Raw genomic sequence first — 22,260 nt, forward strand, 5'->3', positions numbered from 1 at the left:
TTTTCTAAACTATTTTTTGATCCACCACTGGCTATCTTTACGTTCGGAACGCTTTACCCCATTTTCCAGCGTATATGCGAATCCGATTCCAAGAGTTTGCTTCAACTGTGTTTTTTCAATCTGATTATGATCGTAGAGCAAGTCCACTGTCACATTAGAAGAAATATATTTATTGACTTTCAGGTTCAGCAAAGCTCCATAAGCAAGAACCAATCTGTCCGGCCGATCAAGATAATTCGAAAAGACGGAAGCTGTATTGGTTAAATAAATATCTTCCATTATTTTAAATTTATACATGGCTGTACCCAGAAAACCGAATTGTAATAAAGAAGTATCACCATCATTTTTAAGACCGTAGCTTCCAGCCATCTGAAGGTCTTTATCCAATACAAATGTCCATCTGGCGTTGGTAGGACGCAAAGTTACCGTAAGATCATCATTGGGCCTGTAGGTGATACCCATCCCGACATTCAGGTAACCTGGTGCCATAAAGTTTGAGATTTTTTTGGCTTCAGGGTTATTTCCATCTTCATATCCTGCTGCAAACTGTGATTGCAAACCAGCTCCTAAAGAGAAATACCAGCTTTTCGAAAATTTTCTACCATAATTAGTAGAAACATTAATAACATCCTGTGTTTTTCTGATTCCAAGTCCTTTTGTATCATTCTGTCCGTACCCGAGAATGATGATATTTTCCCAAAGGTCTTTATCTTTTTCATACGTCAGATTATAATTGATTCCGGCTAGCCATCCTACGTTGTTGGCTCCACCTCCTACCCAGTTTGAAAAGGCAGCCTGGTTGATCATTAATGTATTTTTTCCTAAAACCGACCAGTATTTTACGGTGTCTACAACTACGGAATCTTTTTTTAATTCTTCTTGTGCACTAGCATATATTCCTATAAAACAGGAAAGAATCAATAAAAACTTCTTCATTACTCTAAATAATTTTCAATGCAAAAATATTAATATAATTTTTTTTAAAGGTAAATTCAGCTTTAAAAGAATCGAAATTCAATAAAGTTTAATCACCTCATAACAAGATATTTCTATAAAATCAATGCCAAAATAATAAGTTCAAAAGTTAAATTTAATACCTTTTGTCTTAAAATCAGGTCGGTAGAAACGAATTCATCGACAAATTTTCCGAAATTTATTATTGGCTTTTGATTTGACGTAAAATCCACATGTTCAAAAATGTAATTTCCAAAAGAGCGGTTATATACCCATTGCTGATGCTTTCAGCAATGTGGTTCGGGTATTTTTTACAAATGCAGGGCTTTTTTCAAAGCTGTTTTGGAGCCATTATTCCTCTCTTGCCCGAGGGATTGCTTGGCGTGGTTACCTCTCCCCTTTTACATGGAAATATTGATCATATTATAGGAAACTCTATTCCGATAGCAGCACTTATGTTTTTGCTGTACCAGTTTTATCCATTGGTTGCCAACAAAGTCTTTATCATCGGCTGGCTGGCAACAGGACTTTTGGTATGGCTTCTTCCTCCTATTGATATCCTTACTGGTGAATATATGTACACTTGTACTATCGGAGCCAGTGGTGTAGTTTATGTACTCGCTTTTTTCCTATTCTTCAGTGGGGTATTTAAATGGAATACGAAACTTCTCACAATTTCAATGCTTGTTGTGCTTTATTATGGCAGTTTGATATGGGGAATGCTTCCTGAAGAACTTTTTTACAATATGCAGGAGCCAAGCAAAATTTCTTGGCAAGCCCATCTTTCCGGAGCTGTAGTAGGCAGTATAATTGCATTTGCCTTTAAAAATGTCGGCGAAAAGAAGAAAAAATTTATCTGGGAGTTCCCGAATTATTACAGCGAAAAGGATGATAAATTGTGGCAGGAATACAAGGAAAATCATCCTGAAGACTTTATGGAACTTCCTTACAAGAAAAAAGATGATATCTGGGATCATTTGGATGAATTGAGAAAAAGATAAAACTTATTTCATTACATTTGAAAAAAAACACACATGACCTCCGAAGAATACTTATATGCCATCGCCCTCCGCGAATGCAGCCAGATTGGCGACATTCATTTTCATAAACTTGTCCATACTTTCGGAAGCGCTCAGGAAGCCTGGAAAAGAGCCAAAAAAGAATATAAAAAACTGGAAGGAATAGGACAAAAAACAGTTTCGGATATTGGAAATAAGTCTCATTTGAAATTCGCAGAAGAAGAATTAAATTTTTGCGAAAAAAATAATATTCAGATCAGGCTGAAACACCTTAAAGAAATCCCTTCCCTACTTAATGAATGTAATGATGCTCCGGCTATTCTTTATCAAAAAGGGAATATTGAGGATGCACAGCCCAAGGTAAGTATTGTAGGAACCCGAAATATGACAGCTTATGGGAAACAGTTTATTAAAGATTTTTTTGAAGCAACACAATCCTCAGAATACACCTCTGTAAGCGGTCTCGCTTTAGGCATTGATAAAGAAGTTCACGAACAGTCTATTTGTCATCAAAAACCCACTGTAGCAGTTCTTGCACATGGTTTTCAATATTTATATCCGGCAAAAAACAGAAAACTTTCTGAAAAAATTTTACAGGAAGGAGGTGCATTAATAACGGAGTTCAGCTCTTCCAGAAAACCTGACCGGGAAAACTTTATCCAGAGAAACAGAATTGTGGCAGGAATGTCTCCGGCTACGATTGTCGTAGAAACCGGTTTCGGAGGAGGCTCTGTGAGCACAGCAGCCTTTGCCAATGATTATAACCGCGATGTTTTTGCACTGCCAGGAAAAATTACGGAAAGCAGCAGCCAGGGATGTAATCAGCTGATTTTCCATAATAAAGCAACGGCAATTTCTACCATAAAAGATCTTATCGGACTCCTAGGATTAAATGATCCTAAAGAAAAAATGGAAGAGTTATTTCCTCACAGCGAGAAAAGCATACAATTGTCTGGTAGTCAGAATTTAATATATCAATCTATCAAAGACCATCCTCAGATTTCTCTGGATGATCTGTCACAGAAAATTGAAGTTTCTACTCACAAAATCTTACCAATAATTTTAGAATTGGAACTTTTAGGGAAAGTAAAATCGTTTTCCGGGAGGCAATTTATAGCAATTTGATATTTAACGATTTCTTAATATTGCATTATTTCACACATAACATTTCATTTTTAATAAAATTTGATCATAAATTATCAATTTAATAATATTACGAAACATTATTATTTAATTTTTAACAATGTTGAAATACAGTGTTGTGAATCTTGAAAAAAAAATTAAATTTGTTGACAATAATATTCAACCTTAATATATGGAACAATATAATATTGACCAGAAAATCCAAGAGTTTATTGCAAAAATTGAAGCAAAAAATCCTAACGAACCGGAATTTTTACAGGCTGTAAAAGAAGTTGCCGTAACCGTAATTCCATTCATTGCTACTAAAAAAGAATATACCGGAATGAAGCTGCTTGAAAGAATGGCTGAAGCTGAAAGAATTATTATTTTCAGAGTTCCATGGGTTGATGACAAAGGAGAAATTCAGGTTAACAGAGGTTTCAGAATTCAAATGAACTCTGCTATTGGACCATACAAAGGAGGAATCCGTTTCCACCCTACTGTAAACTTATCAGTTCTTAAGTTCCTAGCTTTCGAACAAGTATTCAAAAACTCTTTAACAACTCTTCCAATGGGAGGTGGTAAAGGAGGTTCAGATTTCGATCCACAAGGAAAATCTGATATGGAAGTAATGCGTTTCTGCCAGGCTTTCATGACAGAATTATGCAAGCACATCGGTCCTGAAACAGACGTACCTGCAGGAGATATCGGTGTTGGAGCAAGAGAAATCGGATATTTATTCGGACAGTACAAGAAAATCAGAAACGAATTTACTGGAGTTCTTACAGGAAAAGGTCTTGCTTATGGAGGTTCATTAATCCGTCCTGAAGCTACAGGATACGGTGTAGTATACTTCGCAGAGCAGATGCTTAAAACGATCGGACAAAATTTCCAGGATAAAATTGTAACAGTATCAGGTTTCGGAAACGTAGCTTGGGGAGTTATCAAAAAAGCAACCGAATTAGGTGCTAAAGTAGTAACAATCTCTGGACCAGACGGATACATCTATGACAAAGATGGTATCAGCGGAGAAAAGATCGATTATTTATTAGAACTTAGATCTTCTGGTAATAACAGAGCTGAAGACTATGCTAAAAAATATCCATCTGCTGAGTTCCACGCTGGAAAACGTCCTTGGGATGTGAAGTGTGACGTAGCTTTCCCTTCTGCAACTCAAAACGAACTAGATTTAGATGATGCAAGAAAATTAGTTGAAAACGGATGTATCTGTGTAACTGAAGCAGCTAACATGCCTTCTACACTTGATGCTATCAACTATTTCTTAGATAATAAAGTATTATTCTCTCCTGGTAAAGCTTCCAACGCTGGAGGTGTTGCTACATCAGGATTAGAAATGACTCAGAACTCTATCCGTCTTAACTGGACTTCTGAAGAAGTTGATGCAAGATTAAAAGAAATCATGATCGGTATCCACAAAGCTTGTAGAGACTACGGAAAAGACGAAGACGGTTATGTAAACTACGTAAAAGGTGCAAATATTGCCGGCTTCGTAAAAGTAGCAGAAGCAATGTTGGCTCAAGGAGTTGTGTAACAAAAAAACAAAGGTTGGGAAAAACTCCCGACCTTTTTTGATATAGCCTGTTCCCGGGATAATGGGAAAAAAGTAAAAAGTGAAAGGAGAAAGCGCTGCTATATGCAGCGCTTTTTTTATTTTTATATGATGCAAAACACGTTTAAAAATATTGATGAATACATTCTTCTGTTCCCGATAGATGTACAGAAAAAATTACTGGAACTTAGAGAGGTAATTCATTTACAGGTTCCGGATTTGGAAGAATATATCGGATATCAGATGCCAGCCTTCCGGTACAAAGGAAAACCATTGATTTATTTTGCAGGATATAAAAAGCATATCGGATTCTATCCCGGAGCTGAAGGCATCCATAATTTTAAAAAAGATTTTGAGGAAAGAAAATATAAATTTTCAAAAGGGGCCGTTCAATTTCCTATCACTGAAAATCTGCCGCTGGATCTGATCATTAAGATTTTATTGTTCAGAGTGGAAGAAATTGAACAAAAAAAATCCTGAAATACAAGATTTCAGGATTCCGACTAGTGTTTGCTAAAGTGCTTTACTTTTTCTTCTTTTTGTCTTTCTTCTCTTCTTTAGGAGCATCTGCAGGTTTAGTAGTATCAGTAGGCGTTGTACTTACTGATGGATCTGTTGCAGGTGCCGTTTCCATTGTAGTTGCAGGTGATTTCTCCTGTTGATTCTTCTGATCCGAAGGACTTGTAGTCTGTGTATTCGGTTGTTGAGTCTGAGTTGTCGTAGTGTTATTAGTAGAAGTATCGGCCGGCTTTTGTGGTGTTGATTGTGCTGATACTGCGATTACTCCGACTAATGTAAACGCTGCCGTTAAAAATAACTTTTTCATAATGTAATATTTAAATGATTGTTTAACTTAAACGAGGCATCATTTATAAAATTATGTGTAAAAAGCTTATTTAACGTACTTTATAATTATTTAAGAGGAATTTGCAAAAATGAGTTCGGATGATTTAGCTGGAAGAGGGATGTTGGAAGCTGGGGTTTATTTCAGTGAAAATATTAGCTAAAACGGCTTATTATCAAGACTTCCTGCTTCTATCATCCTGCTCCTTGCTTTACCTCTACTTCGCAATATTCTTCATCATTTTCTCTACGAATTCAAATGCTGCCGGACAGATAACAGTATTTTTCAACATTAAATTATTGATCTGATAAATCTTTTTACGGTCTGTATGGGGATATTCACGGCAGGCTTTTGGTCTTACGTCGTAAATAGAGCATGTATTATCGTTGTTCAGAAAAAAACAGGGAAGATTCTGCAATACCTTATCATTATCTTCATCTACTCTTAAAAACTTTGCTTCAAAGTCTGCAGACTTCATTCGGAGATGTTTGGAAATTCTCTCAATATCTTTTTCGGTATAGAGAGGTCCCGTTGTTTTGCAGCAATTGGCACACTGCAAACAGTCTATTTCTTCAAAAACTTCCTCATGGGCTTCCTGCACTATATAATCGAGATTTTTGGGCGGTTTTTTCTTTAATCCGTCCAGAAATTTCTTGTGTTCTTTCTGCTTTTGTATCGCCTGTTTTTTATAAAAATCTAAATCCATTTATTCTTTGTTTCTCACGGACTCCGGAAGTTCTTCTTTTTTATATTCGTTAATTTTATCCAGATCCAGTACCGTTGAGAGATTTTCTTTGTTTGGATAATACATCGGAACAAATTTGGCTCCGTATACAATTTCTCCTGTAGTATACGAAGATCTTTGAACCACCGTATTTGAAAAGACTTCGTCAAATGCTCGTACCTGTACGATAAGCTCAAGATCTGTATTTTTAAAATCTTCTTCAGAAAAACCGTAAAACGGAGAGTTTTCATCAATTTTATGCACTACAGTCCAGTTGAGAGCCAACGTATTGATCTTACTCATCTGCGTGGTAAGTCTGTAAAAATTACTTTTGGCAACCCCGTTTTCCACAACTTCAATAGCTACCGATACAATTACGTCTGCATCCGTTAATGCATTATTTTTATAGGGAGCAAGCCTGAACATCAATGCTGAAGATTCCTGAAAAGGAGCAATAACTGCTATATCAGAAAATCTAAGATATGCCCGCGGTCTTGAAAATCTTCCGTAAAAAAGTCCTGTTGCAATGGCAAAGGTAAGCAATCCCAGAAAAGCTTCAAAAGTTGCTACAAGACTTGCCAAAAATCCTACCGGAGCTATTCTTCCATATCCAACTGTAGTGAATGTCTGGGAACTAAAGAAAAAGACATCAATAAATTCATTGAGTGGATCACTCTTATCTATTCCCGTAAGATGCTCTACTCCAATCAGGTAATATATCATGGCAAACAGTAGATTAATGAGAATATAAGCGATAACCAAATAAGAAATAAAACGAAATGAGGACAAATTCAGCATGGTATGATACCAGCTTAACCTGTTAAAAACATTCACGCCTCTTCGCTGAACATTCGGGAGACCATCTTTATTGATGAACCTTCCTGAGGCATTGGTTCCGAAACCACTGTTCTCCGCATTTTTCTGACGGATCTTTTTTCTGAATCCTCCTGTCATTTTTTAATCATTTTAACTTTGTTATATGATGATTTTCCTCTATCCATAAGCCACTTGATGATCAGCGCTTTCTTTCAGCATACAGATATTTTAAAAGGCAAAGTTAAGAATAGAACGCATTATGATGCTTAATTTTTTGAGTAATCATTTTTTTAAATTACTCCTTCAGATGATAGATGATTTCACCATGGACTTTCTACAAAATTTTTACTCAAGATGAATAAAAAAACAGCAGAAATTCAAAGTTTTCTGCTGTTTATATCATCTTATTAAATCCCAATTGCGTAATAGCATTTTATGTGAGGTCAACTGGGTAATATTAAATTCCATAAATCAATTACAAATATTATTCTTTAATAATCCTTGACTGATATTTATTGGTCCCATTATTTATTGAAATAATATAAATTCCCGTTTTCAGATCTTTTACTTTATCGTTAATTCCCTTATTGATGTCACTTAGAGAGCCTTTTGCTGAAATCAATAACGTCCCTGTCATATCAGATAATTCTGCATTCAGATTTTCTTTTGAATTTTTAATATGAATAACCAGTTTTTGTCCGTTTTTTAAAGGATTCGGATAAACAATAAAATCATTATTATTTGTCTTACTATTATTAACTGCTAACGTATTTGCCGGATAAACGAGAATTTTTTGCCCGTTATATCCTATTGCATACACTTTCAAAGCATTGGAAGGGAAATCAACATAGGTATTGGCCAATGTAGTATCTCCTGTTCCTACAATAGAAACACTGATGAGCTGGTCACCAGCATCATACGTTTCAAAGGCAACAGCATTATTCCAATTAGAATTATTTACCAATAAAAACTGACCTTGTGCATTGTTCACAATCTGAGCTCCAACTCCTGTAATCCCTGAGACCGGCAGAAGATTTTTATAAGCATTCACGCTATTTGCCGAAAGATAATTAATCACAGGAGATACTGGTTTTGCATATCCTTTTGTTAAAATATAGCTTTTCACATCATCAATCATACTTTGTGTAATTGTAAGCTGATCGTTTGAGTAATCTGAAATTGTGGCATCAATAGGTTTTAAAAAACCTGTATTGGTAAAGAAATCTGTAAGGTCTTCCTGTACAGCGTCACAGGTATTTTTCACAAAATTCATAACCATTTGTCCTTGGGTAAGCTGAGTTTCGTTTGTATTTCTTACTTTCTCAGCTACTATAGCAAACCAATGTGCATAATCTATTCCCGGAACGGCAGGTGTAACCGTAGGTGTATCTTCATCCGACATATCCGAATCAAATGTAAGCGTAGAAGCACTTTTTGAAGCACCCGCCAATTGATAATACAATTCTAATTGCCAAAACGGAATAAGGCTTCTGAAATTTGCATCCGCAGGATTCACATAATCTGTTCTGAACTGATCCATAATACTCTTCCCGTTAATTTGGGTTTGAATAATAATTTCTCCAAATCTGTTTCCTGCTACTTTAGGGAAAGCCGTTTTATCAGCAATTTCACCTTCCAGCCTTGTAAATCTGTTAGCTCCTGTTGGTGAATACAAATTGTAATATGCCCACAGTGAATATATATTATTGGTAATTTCTGTTGTTCCAATCCATTTTAAGCCGGGTCTTATCTGATTAATATGGCCAAGTTCATGAGCTACTCCCCAAATGTCTAGCCCAGTTGCTGAAGCAGAGTTTGAAAGCCCCCAACTAAGATCAAGATGAGCACCCAGACCTCCTGCATACCAGCCTCCTGAAGATTCTGTATAAACAAGCTGTCTGTTTTTAAGATTTTTATTGAACTTAAAAAAGCCCATGATTTCTCTTTCAGATTTAACAATTGCATCATATTTATCGATTAAAGGCTGAGCGGTGGTGAAATGGAAATTGCTTACAACAGACTTATTAATCAGCAGTTTTGTATAATACCCTTCTATATCAATTTTTGGATAGACATCATTAGTCAGCATTTGTGCCCATTCTGTAGACGTTGTACCCTTTTTATATATACCATTTACAATCCCTGCTGTAATATTTGCCGATATAGGTAATGCATTTACATCATCAGTGTAATATGAAATGTATCCAAGTCCGGCATTTGTAATATTAAGAATATTCAGTCCATTTTTCAATTCATAAGATTTTTCAGGAGAAGAACCTTCAGTAGCGAAATCTCTTACTTTTAAATAAACTTTGTTTGCCTCCGTAATATCTTTGGCAAAAACAATAGCAGTAGTATTAGGCTGAAATGCTAAGCCTGTCGGATTTTCATAGCCATTATAATTCCCAACCTTATACTGGTTGTTTATGGATTCAATTGTTTTATATGCCGTAAAAGTCTGAACTCTGTATTTTCTATTGTAGGTATTATTAAATAAACACTGAGCTAACCCTTTAATGAAAGGTGAGGAAATTGCATCAATATCCTGTTGGGTTACTGTTGGTTTTAAAGTACTGAAAAGAGTATCATTAAAAATATTTGAATAAGCTGAAGGATTAAAACTATTAGGGCTATTCTGAAAAAATTCCATTTCAGCACAACTGGCAAAATTGTTTTTACCATCAAGAACCTCAATTTTTATATTTAAAGGAGTAATGGCAGAAGGAAAAACTACCGTTTTAATAGTACTCGTTTGTCCAAAATTTTGAGTAGCAATATCAACATAAGCAGGGTTAGAAATGGTATTATAACTTATTTTTATATTTCCGAAAAGACCATTTGGCCCACCATCTTGTCTTGGGGTATACCTTAAATAATTCATAGATGTCTGCCCATCAAACTTATAAATCAGAGAAATAGGAAAAGTGGCTGCTGTTGCACTCCAGCTGCAATGATAAAGCGTATTGACGTCACCATCAAAGGATTTCTCTATATTTTCTCCCGATTGGAAACTTGAAGCCGAAGATCCTGCCATCTGGGGCAACACAGGGGTATCCGCATATGCTGAAAACTCATTGGTGGGAAGTGTACATTCTGCTTGTACAGGATCCATCTGTTCTTCAGAATAAAACTCCATCTCAGCACAACTTGAAAAATTATTTTGAGCACTTAGAACATCAATCCTAATAACATCAGGATGAACAATTGCTGTCGGCAAATCTATTGTTTTTGCCGTATTGTCAGATGCCCAGGAAATAACTCCGGTTGCTGTAATAAAAACAGAAGGATCGGATTGCGTAGAATAGGAAACCTTCACACTGGTCCAGATTCCATTAGGGCCTGTTGTTCTGGGCTTGTATACCAACTTTTTTACACTTTTTACCCGACTGGAAAATTTAAAATTTAACTGGTCCGGAAGTGCTGTACTCAAATTATACCGGGAATGATAAAGTGTGTTCACATTATTATCATTACACATTCCTGCTTCCTGTCCGGGTTGTGGTGGTTGTAACGAACTTGCATAAGCTACAGGCATTTTATACTGCTGAGCAAAAACTATCTGTAAAAAGATCAGAAACAAAAGAATAAAATAATTTTTTTTCATCTTGTTGTAATTTTTGATTAATAAAATTTATTCAGAGCTGTTGCTATAAAAGCGATATAACTGAAAGATTTTCAAGCCGATACTGTTGTATCAAAATGATGAAGTAAAGAACGAAAACTGTCCAGCCATGCATTACATCTTTCTATAGCTTATCTATTCCTGTAAAAAATTCATCAACATAACTCTCAGTGAAACCATCATTAGGAGCCAGATCATATTTCTATTATAGCTTAACCCAATACTTGTACATCATCCTAAAAGTTTTATTTCTAAAATTAAGAATTAAAATTATTGTAAAAACTTGTACCTACCTGTTTTTGATAATACACCACCAGTTGAATTATATTATCGCGAACCCGCTTTACATTAAATTGCTCAAAAAGATAAAAAAAAAACAAAATAGCTTTCTACTTTTACCTTTTTGAGCAACAGCAATTATATCTTTTGTGCCGGTGATTCCAGTACAGTAACACTTACATTGCTGACAGATTTTACAACCCCGGACTCTCCATGTATATTAGAAAGAAAATTAGGGAAGCTTTCAATAGGAAAAGCCCAATAATAATGTCCATCTACAGGAGAAGGAAAGTTGGCCTGTAATCTTCCGGTTAATTTCATAGGTACAAAGTATTCAACAGATGATCCTTTTAACTTCGTCAGGATAGAAATCGATTTTTTAGAATGGGCAGGAACAATGGTTTTGTAGCTGCTGGTTTCAGTAATTTCTTCAGAATTTTCTGTACCTTCCGTGGTATCTCCTCCTACAACAACTTTTGTACTTGCTGAGGCTTTTGCCACTAACGGAATATCAACGGATACTGATGCAGCCACTTCAAATGAACCTGAAACAGTCCGTTTCCAGGAAGTAGAATATCCCTTTTTATAAGAATAGGTTACCGTAATTTCACTTTCTCTGTCCCCATTATTAATGGCCTCCGTAGTATAGGCATTATCCGGTAAATCTATTCCGTCTGTTTTTATGGTCACCTCAGGAGTTCCTAAAACAATGGAAACATCAGGATTAGGGGCCGTATTACGGGTATCTCCATCTAGAGAAAGATCAGGATTGAAGATAATTCCATCCGGAACCTGGCCAGAATAAGCAAAAACATTTTTTAATCTTGTTCTTTCTCCGGAATAACTGACATCATACCCCATATCTTTCAGGTGATTTGACTTGAAAGGGATTTCGCGCTCTTCACTAGACGAACTGTAGTTGGTCCTCAAACTATTATTACCAGCCAATTGAAAGTCATCTACAATTTTCCAACCTTGCTGAAGCATCTCTGCCTCAGTCATCTGTGATTTCTTTACTTCAGAATAATTTACTTTTTCTGAATCATCATTCATAGCACTCACTTCATCCCTTGAACATGATACTGAAAACATCAATAAGAGAATACAAACAGAATTGATTTTTTTGATCATTTTAATAATTTTTTAGTGTTTAATAATTAAATTTACAAAAAATGAATTCTTTTAAGGTGTTTTTTTGCGAATTAATCAAATTTTAATCTTTCCCAATTTTCCATTGTTTTATAACACGTTGTACTCTAAAATACTGTTTACATGAAATTTATCAATTTCGCGACTGGAATTTTTAATACGAATTGTACTAACTTTGAACTATGAAAAAGCTTGAATCAAGAGAAGATATTGAACACCTTGTCAATTCATTTTACAACAAAGTTGTTAAAGATGAAACCATTGGATTCTTTTTTAATGATATTGCTCAAGTAGATTGGGATAAACATCTTCCTAAAATGTATTCTTTCTGGGAATCTATTCTTTTTGGCCAGATGAGCTATAAAGGAAATCCAATGGGTGTCCACTTCCCGATTAATGAGATACAGGCTATGGAGCAGAAACACTTTGACAGATGGCTGCTGCTTTGGCGTACCACTATTGAGGAAAATTTCGTAGGCGAAAATGCAGACATGGCGATTTACAAGTCAGAGAATATAGCAAAACTGATGGCTTTCAAAATGGATTTGGCGAGAAGGTTATAGTGATACGGGATTCGGGGTACGGGATATAGATATCAAGGTTAAATTCCTGGATTTATTTTACAGATAGACAGATTTGTAATTTTGTACTTTTTCTTTTTAAGGAACAATTACCGTAAAGATATAGGCTGCCAGATTCACCAACAGAACAGTTCCGTAAAGAATATTTGTTTTTCCACGACTTAAAGAGAGCATCACAATAAATACGGATAAAGAAAGCAGAATAATATCTTTTTTATCCAATCCCAATACAAGTGGGATATCATACATAATACATACCGCAGAAACTGCAGGAATTGTCAGTCCAATACTTGCCAGTGCAGAACCCAATGCCAGATTCAAACTGGACTGGATTTGATTGGCTCTTGCCGCACGGATCGCTGCAACGCCTTCAGGAAGAAGAACTACAGCAGCAATAATTACTCCGACCAGGGATTTTGGAGCTCCAAGGCTTTGTACCATTCCTTCTATTGTATCGGAAAGCCCTTTGGCCATTAGTACTACAATCACAAGACAGATTACCAGAAAAACAAAGCTGATAAGCGTTTTGGGCAATGAGGGAATATAATGTTCTTCCGGATGTTCATCAGGAACAATAAAATAGCTTCTGTGACGCACGGTCTGTACCATCAGGAAAACCCCATAAATCGCAAGACATGCGATGGATATAAAAATAAGCTGTGCTTCGTTATAGAATGGTCCGTTGACACTTGAGGTAAAATTGGGAAGAACAAGGGTAAGTACCAGAATGGAAACAATACTCACCAGATAAGTAGTTGCTGAAGTTCTTGCGAAGAACTGTTCATGATATTTAACGCCACCTACTAAAATACATATTCCAAGAATTCCGTTGAGAATAAGCATTACAGCAGCAAAAACGGTATCTCTGGCCAGCGTGATCGCCTGATCTCCGCCGGCAACCATCAGCGAGATGATAAGCGCCACTTCAATGATGGTAATACAAAGCGCCAGGATGATCGTTCCGAAAGGCTCCCCTACTTTATGAGCTACAACTTCAGCATGATGTACTGCTGATAAAACACTTCCGATTAGTAAAATACCGGCAAGGATATCATAAAGAACACCACTTCCCATCAATCCGGAAAAGTAGTATCCTACCGCCAGAATAGGAAAAATATAGGTATAATGTAAAAGTTCTTTTAGTCTCATATCGTGACTACAAAATACAAAAAATCTATGAAATTTTTAATATCAAAAGAAAATATTAATAATATTTTAATGAGGCCAGAAGTTAAAGTCCTGATAATCTGTAAACATATGAAACAGAAGCCCGATTCCTATAATCCTGATATTTCCTTTAAAGAACAACAGCAAAAAATACACCGCAATCGCATAATAGGAATGTAAAAAATGAAAACCTATACTTTCTCTTGACGGATCAAAAATAGGATTGGCGAAAAGATGATCCAGATCTACCAGCATGGTAGCGAGAAGAATAAAATATGCCTTTTTCCAATTTTTACGATAAAAAACCAATGCAATAAAGACCGGAAAAACGAAATGTAAAAAATAATGAGTAAAGGTTTTGAGCAATGCGATGTCTGATGGAGCCATTAATGATAAATTTTATTCGGTTTTTATGCTTACCACCGTAAAATTAAGGGTAATTCTCCTTTCTTCGCTTTTATTTTTATCCAATAATTCTGAGCCTTGTTCCCATACAACATGTAATCAATGTCAGAAATGATCTTTTTTTCAGTGTTATTCAATGTTTTCAAAGAAGAATACAGCAAAGCATTATTTCTGATCAGCATGTAATTTTCTTTGAGCTGGGGAGATAATGGTACTGGTTTTCGGGTCGATTTTATGATAATCCCTTTATGATTTCTTTTGATTTCATTGGGTTGAAAAGGAATAGCTGTGAATTGATTTTCAGCATTGATCCACTTTTTAGACTGAAAGTATTCCCAGGTCTTTTCGGGATCATTACTTGTAATATCAATGGTATAATTCGGTTGGGTAATTTTTTGGAAGGTCTTCTTTTCAACCTCATTGAAATTATCATCATATTCATAACTGATAATGGTATCATTGACCTGCTCGAGATTTGCTGTGGCTTTTAAAGAAACAGCCTGTGAGGAATCTACGATACTCTTATTAAAAAAACGGGTAAAGTTTCTGATGTTTTCTTTGTCTAACTCCAGTTCTAAAAATTGATTTCCTTTCTGAAGCTTTGAAGCAATTGTATTAAAAGTCTGAAGATCTGAGTTATTTTTGATCTCAATTTCATCATCATTTAAGTCGATAGAAAAGTTCTGAATTTTCTTTCCTGAAATGAATGAAATACTTCCCAACGTATTTTGAATAAAACGGTCTGCATCCCAAACCTGATGTACAGAATTCTGAAGAAGCTTTTTTTGAAGGGTTTCAAAAGCATGATCTGAAGTTCCCGCAATACAGTAATTTCCATCTATCATAAAGAAAAACTGATCCTTCTGAAAACGGTTATTTCCTTTAGCAACAAAGTTTTGTTTCTTTAAATAGGTGATGAATTTTTGCGAATCTTTAAGCTCTAAAACACTGTACCATTCTGAAAATTTAGTGTCTTTAACGTGGAATATCTGCAGAAAATCCGGAATTCTGATTCCTGCATCTTTCAGTGAACCGGAGGTTTTACTCTTTGCTTTGCTTCCGGACCATTTTGAAGGATGGGTTACTAAACTGAAGAGGTATTGTCCCGTTAATTTCTTCGTATCAATTAAGACCACTGCATCTGCGTTATCAGGAATATATTGAAGGCTTTTATCTTTGTGAAAAGCTACAAAATATACTGCAACAGCAAGCAATAAAAATAACGGGACAATAATCTTCTTTTTCTTCATCTATAAAATTTGAGGCTTCTTTTCTGTTTCTTTAGCTTTAAAAACCTGATCGAATATATCAAAGAAATACATTAAGCTATTTTCTGAAGAATCTTTGATGTTATAGTTCATCTCAGTCTGGATACTTTCTCCTTTTACTTCAGTTTTATAATACAGCTCACCCACATTTTTTTTGATCGCCTCTAATGTTTTTCTCTCTTTCGGACTTTTGAATTCTTTGTCTAATCCTGTTAAAAGCTTCTGGATATCCAGTCTGCCGGACAATGGATATTTAGCAGAGTCTTTGGCCCATTTTCTGGAAATATCAGATTGGTTTACCGGTAAATTATTATCTGCAGCACTCATCAGGTATACTACTCCATCTTTCACAGTAAAAAACAACTGATCTACATATCCTCCGTTTTTCTCTTCTTTAAAGGTATAAAGGTTTCCTTTTTTAGAGAATCTCTTAGACAGTTTTTTGTTGGTTGTCAGCAAATCAAAAATACGGTTCCAGTATCCTTCATTCTCTGTTGCAAAAGCGAAAGTGAAGTTAGGAACAGCGATTTCTTTTGTTTTCTTTACTTCTTTTTCATTGAAATCAGCATCGTATTCATAATCGGTGTATTCTACGGTTTTGGATTTCAATTCATTCAAAACAAAGATTCCGTTTCCGGGTGCAATTTTGGTAATCGCCTCTTCATCCAGTACAATTTTCATGGTTTCCATGATCAGCTCCATTTCCTTTTTGTACTCGTTTTCTCCGGAGTTCTGAAGAAGACTGTACATCATGTCAAAGCATTTTGCTCCATTCACATTCATGGCATAGTAACCAACACTTTTCTCATTGATCAGCTCCAGCAATTTTTTGTTTTTCTTCCCTTTATAAATGGCAGAAATATTCTTTTGAATGTCAGCATTTTTGTGCTGATAATTATTAACCAGTCTTACTTTGTCTTTATCAAAATACAGATTGTATGCATAGTTGGAATTGTACATGTTTTTGAAAAACTGTCCATATCCGTAATACTTTGTCATTTTTCCGTAGATTCCTTCGTTTACGATTCTTCCGTAGTCTGTGTATACAAAAACATCAGAATTAGCATCTCTGAACGACAGCATTTCTTTTGGGACTTCAATTTCTAAATTTGAACTGAAATATTGGTCAAAACGTTCTTCTGCGTTCTTTTTAACAACCATAAAGTTTTCTCTGCGGATAGAATCCTGCTCTTTCTGAAAAGCCTTCTCTTCTTCCTCATCATAAGCATCTTCAGGCATTTCTTCTCCGTTTTCAGAATTTTCAGCAGTTTCTTTCTCTGCAGGATATTTATGATGTTTCTCCAGGTATTTGATATCTTTCTGGATTCTTGCAATCTCGTTGTTGTTATCTTTTATGCTTTCTTTCAGATACTTGATATCATCCTTCAGACTTTTGATTTCTTCTTTATAATCAAACGGTTTTTCCGGTTCTTCTGTATACACCGTATCTCCCGGCTCTGCGTAAGCGGAGTCAACCACTGCAACCGCAGTACTGTCTGCAACTGCTTCCTCTGCCCAAAGATCCTTATAAGGTTTTGTATAGCTGATCATGCTCAGAACAGCACGGCTCCCGTTCCACGCTACAAAAACATCATCATTAATATCTACATAAGAATAGTTCTTTCTGCTTGAAACCTCCTGCCCTTTCTTCTTTACAGAATTAATGAACTCCTGAAACTTTTCCTTATTATCAATAATAAAATGGGTATTATAGGCTTTAATGGAGTCATTAAAACTTGCATAATGGTATTGAACAGCATCGTATTTGATTCCTGTTTTGGAGTAATCTGTCCATGAAAGATTTTCCTTGCTCTTTTTGCTGAGTTCATGCAGCAAAGGATTCAGTTTATTCCAGTTGATTTTATTATTAAGCTGTTTTCCGTTGACTTCCATATAAAATACGGCATCGGAAGGGATTTTCATGCTTTTTTGGGCTAAAATCAATGTAAAGCCAAAGAGAACGAAAATAATGGTTTGCGTTTTTAAAAAGATAGATTTCATGACTATAGTTTAGAAATTTATTGAAAAAGAATGGTGTTTTGTATTTGTTTTTTCTGAAGGATTAAATCCAGGATATCTGCTTCCAGTTTAAGAGCCTTTTTGTTGGGAGAAAGCACATAAGTAGTATTCGATTGTGATTTCACTGGAGTTTCAAACTGCATGATAGAAGTATACCGAGCATCGTTAAAAACTTCTTTATCACCCTTACTCATCTTGTCATAATCAACTTTGAAAGTATTGACCTTATTCCTTGTCAAGGTCTTTTTTTCAAGATTTTGGCTGTAAACCTGAGTTGGAACCATTTTACCCAATATTTTCTGGGCTTTCAGTTTTTCCAAACCTGCATTGATGTTTTCAATCTTTTTGAAATTACAGCTCAGCTTGATGATGTAATTATCAAAATCCATAGATGTTTTCACATTACTGATTCCCGGAGTTGCTTTGAAGATTTTGGCAGCTTCATTGATTTTATTTTCAATTTCTGACTTTTTAGGAACTTTTTTTCCGTTGATGGTTTCCATTTTAGAAATTGAAGCGAGTCGTGTTTTGCTCTTGCTGGCGTTAAGAATAATAGTATATTCTCCTGTTCCGTCAGCTTTTATATTCACTTTATCAAGAATATCGAAACAGCTTGTCAGGAACAGCAAAGGAATACATAGAAGAAATAATTTGAGAAAATTTTTCATGATTAGGTTTAAAAGCACAAAATTACTTAATTCTGACCTTAAATCCTTATAATCTTTGATTTTTTGGGCATAAATAGCTGTTTCCCGGTACTTTTTCAGGGGAAAATACGGTACTATTTCCGTATATTATTTTTTAAACTCGTCCTTTAAGATAATCCTGGCGAAGATCTTCATCCAGTTTTTCAATAGCATACCGAAGACAGGTTCTGGGCATTTCTTTGTAATATAAATTCAGAAAGCTGATCAGCTCGCCTTCATTTTTATTTCCCATTTCCCTTAGCAGCCATCCGTTTGCTTTGTGCATCAAATCATGAGGATGTTTCAGATTTCTGATTACGAATTCTTTGGTCAGATCAAATGAACCTTTTTTTATATAATGCATTGTCCCCACTACAGCAATTCTCTTATGCCACATTTCCTCAGATTCCGAAAGCTCTACAAGAAGACTTTCTTTCTGATTTTCAAAAGCATACCTTCCTAAAATCTTATAACAGGTAGAATCTACCAGATCCCAGTTGTTCACATAAGGAAGATGATCCAGATAAAAAGCGACCACTTCTTCTTTTACTGCTTTATCTTTTGTTTTCTCAAACTTTGAAATCAGCATAAAAAGAGCTGTCAGCCTGTGTTCATGGTATTTTGAAGAAAGTAATGTACTGAGTTCTTTTAAATTTATTTTCGAATAATATTCTTTGCCCACAGAACGTTGATCCGGAACTTTCACTCCCAGAAACAAATCGCCTTCGCCATATTCACCTTTTCCTGTTTTGAAAAATCTTGGAAAAAATTCCGCCTTTTCAGGAATGGATAAAACAGCAAGTGCTTCCTGTATTTCTTTAACGATGCTCATATGACAATTTAAGCGTTTTCTTCTACAGCAATATTTTCCTGCTCCTCCTCTTCTTTGGCAATCTTATTAGGATTCGCCACCTTAGCAATGGTAAGGCCCTGAACAATGATGGAGAATACGACAACGCAATAGGTAATACTTAAAATAATTTCACTGTATTCACTTTTAGGAATAGACATCGCCAATGCAATGGAAACTCCTCCCCGAATTCCTCCCCAAACCAGAACTTTCACCGTCTGCGGGCTGAAACTTCTTCTCAGGGAAGTAAATTTTGTAGGCCCCCAGATAGAAATAAATCTTGCAAACAAAACGACCACAATGGCAACTACGCCCGGAATCATGAAATGTCTGAGATCTTTAATCATCAAAAGCTCAAATCCGATGAACAGGAATAATACCGCATTCAGAATTTCATCAATCAATTCCCAGAATTTAATCAGATAGTCCTGAGTAACCGATTTCATTTTGAAGCTTCTGTTGAAATTTCCCATAAACAATCCTGCAGCAACCATCGTCAATGGTCCGGAAATATGCATTTGACGGGCAATAAGATAGCCTCCCATGACAACAGAAAGTGTTACTAATACGGAAATAATATAATCATCCACTTCACGCATCAATCTTGAAGTAACCCATCCTAACAGCACTCCAAGTAAAAGACCACCTCCGGCTTCTTTAAGCAGAAGCAAACCGATTGTTTCAACACTCAGATCCACTTCTTTTCCAATCGCCAGCTGTAAAATCACCGTGAAAACCACAACAGCCATACCGTCATTGAAAAGAGACTCTCCAGCTACTTTTGTTTCCAGTGATTTGGATACATTCGCCTGTTTCAGTACACTCAGAACCGCTACCGGATCGGTAGGAGAAATCAAGGCACCAAAAACAAGACAATAGATAAAAGGAAGTTTTACTCCTACATAAGGAAGCAGATAAAACATTCCGAATCCTACGACAAAGGTAGAAATCACAACACCTACTGTGGAAAATATCACTACAGGTCTGAACTGTTCTTTCAGGTCATTAATATTAATATGGATTCCCCCTGCAAAGAGTAGAAAATTAAGCATAGCACCCATCAACACCTCCGTGAAGTCAATACCATTCATAAGGTTGTGAAGATGTCCGAAAGTTCTCGGAAGAACCGTTTCTCCAAACAGTACCAGAAAAATTGATACGACAATGGCGATCACCATAATTCCGATGGTACTTGGAAGTTTTAAAAACCTATAGTTAAGATAGGCAAATATTGATGCTAATACGATTAATGCTGAAAATGAATAATATAATTCCACTAAGTGTTTTTATTTTAAGATTAATTGGTTAGTTCCAAATAGAGTATTTTGATATAAATTTGATTCCCATCCTTTTCCCAGATGTCAAACATGGCATCTTTAGAAGCTTTCGAACTCCTCGTATAGTCCTGTCCTATATTCAGAATATTCAGCAGAATGTATTCATCTCCTACAGAATTAACGATATAGGCTGTTTTTTCTGACTTTCCGTCCCCCGAACTTCTTATCCCTTCAGTAAGTGCACGGAATTGGTTCAGATGATGGATAAAGTTATTTCCATCCTTTACAGAATCGTAAGCCCTGAGAAGAATCAGCAGTACATCCAGATTGGTAGGATCTTTATCATACAAAGCTTTTCCCTGTTTGATACAATCTGCAAAATTGTTTTGTTTAAAGGCTTCTACCAGACTTTTAAAGCTATCATCTGATGTACTTATTTTATCGTTTCTAAAATTTCTTCCGTAGTACAGATATTGAGATTCTATACTGTCCAGAGATTTAGGATATCCTTTAAATTTGAAAATAAGCTTGTCGTAATTGTACGGAGAGTCGGAAGTCCTGAGACTTTTCTCAATAGCTTTTAAATCAATTTTTGATTTCTGACTGAATCCAAAAACCGAAAACAGGATGAATAAAAGGAAAAAATGGTATTTCATTAATTGTTGCTTTCTTCTTCGTCGTTGTCGAAATATTCGAAAAGGAAATCGTTGTATGGGAATCTGGAAATATGAATTTTCATGACCTCATCATAGATCATTTTCTTCATTTCCGGGAAGTTTTCCTTCGTTAATGCAGAGATGAAAACTGTTGGATATTTTGATTTTGCCATCCATGTCTTTTTCCATTCTTCCAGAGAAACATTTTTACGGGTAGAAGGAGTAAGATCATCCTCATCTTTTTTCTCATAACTGAAGTCATCAATTTTGTTGAAAACCATAATCATTGGTTTCTGATGTGCATTGATTTCCATCAGGATATGATTTACAGATTCTATGTGGTCTTCAAAGCTTTCGTGAGAAATATCCACCACATGAATCAAAAGATCAGCTTCACGAACCTCATCCAACGTAGATTTGAATGATTCTACAAGCTGAGTAGGTAGTTTTCTGATGAATCCTACTGTGTCTGTCAACAAAAACGGAAGATTTCCAATCACCACTTTTCTTACGGTGGTATCAAGGGTTGCGAATAGTTTATTTTCAGCAAAAACCTCAGATTTTGAAATAGAATTCATCAAAGTAGATTTTCCGACGTTGGTATATCCTACCAAAGCTGCACGAACCACTTTTCCACGGTTGTTACGCTGAGTAGCCATTTGCTTGTCAATCGTCTTCAGTTTCTCTTTCAGCAAGGTGATTCTGTCACGGATAATACGACGGTCAGTTTCAATTTCCGTTTCACCAGGACCTCTCATCCCAATTCCCCCTTTCTGACGCTCAAGGTGGGTCCACATTCTTGTCAGTCGTGGTAAAAGATATTGATATTGTGCTAATTCTACTTGAGTTCTTGCATAAGAAGTCTGCGCTCTTTGGGCAAAAATATCAAGAATAAGATTGGTACGGTCCAGGATCTTAACTTCCATATCTCTTTCCAGGTTTTTAAGCTGTGAAGGAGATAGTTCATCATCGAAAATTACGGTTCCGATCTCGTTTTCTTTTACATATTCTTTTATCTCAATAGCTTTTCCGCTTCCTATAAAGGTTTTGGAATCCGGCTGAGTTAGTTTTTGGGTAAAACGTTTTTGTACGGTTGCTCCTGCTGTGAAAGCTAAAAACTCCAGTTCATCTAAATACTCCGTCAGTTTTTCTTCATCCTGATTCTGTGTAATAACACCCACCAAGACTGCTTTCTCATAGTTATGTTCTTTCTTTTCTAACATTAAGTTCTGTCTATGTTTATGATTTTTAC

At 35.7% G+C, this 22,260-nt stretch carries 20 protein-coding genes; 5 read left to right on the forward strand and 15 right to left on the reverse strand.

All coding sequences use genetic code 11. The annotated features are described in order from the left end of the window. Nucleotides 1–9: 9 nt before the first annotated feature. Nucleotides 10–936, reverse strand: coding sequence for a DUF3078 domain-containing protein (locus ACMA47_RS10490; RefSeq protein ID WP_413929741.1), 927 nt, complete (start codon nt 934–936; stop codon nt 10–12). Between the two features lie 251 nt (nt 937–1,187). Here ACMA47_RS10490 and ACMA47_RS10495 point away from each other — a divergent pair, with 251 nt between their 5' ends. The 4 genes from ACMA47_RS10495 to ACMA47_RS10510 all read left to right on the forward strand — a co-directional run bounded on the left by ACMA47_RS10495 (nt 1,188) and on the right by ACMA47_RS10510 (nt 5,145). Beyond that, nucleotides 1,188–1,955, forward strand: coding sequence for a rhomboid family intramembrane serine protease (locus tag ACMA47_RS10495; protein ID WP_079240009.1), 768 nt, complete (start codon nt 1,188–1,190; stop codon nt 1,953–1,955). A gap of 33 nt (nt 1,956–1,988) precedes the next feature. Next, nucleotides 1,989–3,098 (forward strand): DNA-processing protein DprA, encoded by a 1,110-nt coding sequence (gene dprA / locus ACMA47_RS10500; protein ID WP_413929742.1) that lies wholly within the window; start codon nt 1,989–1,991, stop codon nt 3,096–3,098. A 190-nt stretch (nt 3,099–3,288) separates the two neighbouring features. After that, nucleotides 3,289–4,647, forward strand: coding sequence for an NADP-specific glutamate dehydrogenase (gene gdhA / locus ACMA47_RS10505; protein ID WP_034691843.1), 1,359 nt, complete (start codon nt 3,289–3,291; stop codon nt 4,645–4,647). A 102-nt stretch (nt 4,648–4,749) separates the two neighbouring features. Continuing rightward, on the forward strand, nt 4,750–5,145 hold the full coding sequence (locus ACMA47_RS10510) for an iron chaperone (RefSeq protein WP_413929743.1): 396 nt from the start codon (nt 4,750–4,752) through the stop codon (nt 5,143–5,145). 43 nt (nt 5,146–5,188) lie between these two features. On the opposite strand, the gene ACMA47_RS10515 is transcribed toward ACMA47_RS10510, so the two are convergent. From ACMA47_RS10515 to ACMA47_RS10535, 5 genes are all read right to left on the reverse strand, one after another. Then, nucleotides 5,189–5,491 carry a hypothetical protein gene (locus ACMA47_RS10515; RefSeq protein ID WP_413929744.1) on the reverse strand — a complete coding sequence of 101 codons (303 nt, stop codon included), beginning with the start codon at nt 5,489–5,491 and terminating at the stop codon, nt 5,189–5,191. 235 nt (nt 5,492–5,726) lie between these two features. After that, entirely contained in the window at nt 5,727–6,215 is a 489-nt protein-coding gene (locus tag ACMA47_RS10520) for a YkgJ family cysteine cluster protein (RefSeq protein ID WP_413929745.1), read from the reverse strand. Further along, a complete protein-coding gene (locus ACMA47_RS10525) occupies nt 6,216–7,187 on the reverse strand; it encodes an ion channel (RefSeq protein WP_062673079.1) in 972 nt (323 codons plus the stop codon). A gap of 346 nt (nt 7,188–7,533) precedes the next feature. Beyond that, nucleotides 7,534–10,653 (reverse strand): M60 family metallopeptidase, encoded by a 3,120-nt coding sequence (locus ACMA47_RS10530; protein ID WP_413929746.1) that lies wholly within the window; start codon nt 10,651–10,653, stop codon nt 7,534–7,536. Between the two features lie 435 nt (nt 10,654–11,088). Beyond that, nucleotides 11,089–12,081 carry a hypothetical protein gene (locus ACMA47_RS10535; protein WP_413929747.1) on the reverse strand — a complete coding sequence of 331 codons (993 nt, stop codon included), beginning with the start codon at nt 12,079–12,081 and terminating at the stop codon, nt 11,089–11,091. Nucleotides 12,082–12,281: 200 nt separating this feature from the next. On the opposite strand from ACMA47_RS10535, the gene ACMA47_RS10540 reads away from it, so the two are divergent. After that, complete coding sequence (locus ACMA47_RS10540; RefSeq protein ID WP_413929748.1) at nt 12,282–12,662, forward strand: group III truncated hemoglobin; 381 nt, start codon at nt 12,282–12,284, stop codon at nt 12,660–12,662. A gap of 96 nt (nt 12,663–12,758) precedes the next feature. Here the strand turns inward: ACMA47_RS10540 and ACMA47_RS10545 are convergent, their stop codons facing one another. The 9 genes from ACMA47_RS10545 to hflX form a co-directional block, all read right to left on the reverse strand. Continuing rightward, nucleotides 12,759–13,829, reverse strand: a complete 1,071-nt coding sequence (locus ACMA47_RS10545; RefSeq protein WP_034691860.1) for a calcium:proton antiporter — start codon at nt 13,827–13,829, stop codon at nt 12,759–12,761. 66 nt (nt 13,830–13,895) lie between these two features. Beyond that, on the reverse strand, nt 13,896–14,234 hold the full coding sequence (locus tag ACMA47_RS10550) for a DUF6122 family protein (RefSeq protein WP_413929749.1): 339 nt from the start codon (nt 14,232–14,234) through the stop codon (nt 13,896–13,898). A 29-nt stretch (nt 14,235–14,263) separates the two neighbouring features. After that, nucleotides 14,264–15,502, reverse strand: a complete 1,239-nt coding sequence (locus ACMA47_RS10555) for a hypothetical protein (RefSeq protein WP_413929750.1) — start codon at nt 15,500–15,502, stop codon at nt 14,264–14,266. Beyond that, nucleotides 15,503–17,521: a hypothetical protein gene (locus ACMA47_RS10560; RefSeq protein WP_413929751.1), complete on the reverse strand. Its 2,019-nt coding sequence runs from the start codon at nt 17,519–17,521 to the stop codon at nt 15,503–15,505. 17 nt (nt 17,522–17,538) lie between these two features. Continuing rightward, nucleotides 17,539–18,207: a hypothetical protein gene (locus tag ACMA47_RS10565; RefSeq protein WP_413929752.1), complete on the reverse strand. Its 669-nt coding sequence runs from the start codon at nt 18,205–18,207 to the stop codon at nt 17,539–17,541. A 133-nt stretch (nt 18,208–18,340) separates the two neighbouring features. Continuing rightward, nucleotides 18,341–19,057: a DNA alkylation repair protein gene (locus ACMA47_RS10570; RefSeq protein WP_413929753.1), complete on the reverse strand. Its 717-nt coding sequence runs from the start codon at nt 19,055–19,057 to the stop codon at nt 18,341–18,343. Between the two features lie 8 nt (nt 19,058–19,065). After that, on the reverse strand, nt 19,066–20,352 hold the full coding sequence (locus ACMA47_RS10575) for a cation:proton antiporter (RefSeq protein ID WP_306595895.1): 1,287 nt from the start codon (nt 20,350–20,352) through the stop codon (nt 19,066–19,068). Between the two features lie 20 nt (nt 20,353–20,372). After that, nucleotides 20,373–21,008, reverse strand: coding sequence for a DUF4919 domain-containing protein (locus tag ACMA47_RS10580; protein WP_413929754.1), 636 nt, complete (start codon nt 21,006–21,008; stop codon nt 20,373–20,375). Further along, nucleotides 21,008–22,231: a GTPase HflX gene (hflX, locus tag ACMA47_RS10585; protein ID WP_413929755.1), complete on the reverse strand. Its 1,224-nt coding sequence runs from the start codon at nt 22,229–22,231 to the stop codon at nt 21,008–21,010. Before hflX ends, ACMA47_RS10580 begins: the two co-directional genes overlap by 1 nt. Between the last annotated feature and the right edge of the window lie 29 nt (nt 22,232–22,260).

The organism is Chryseobacterium sp. T20 (assembly GCF_047345655.1).
Taxonomy (GTDB): domain Bacteria; phylum Bacteroidota; class Bacteroidia; order Flavobacteriales; family Weeksellaceae; genus Chryseobacterium.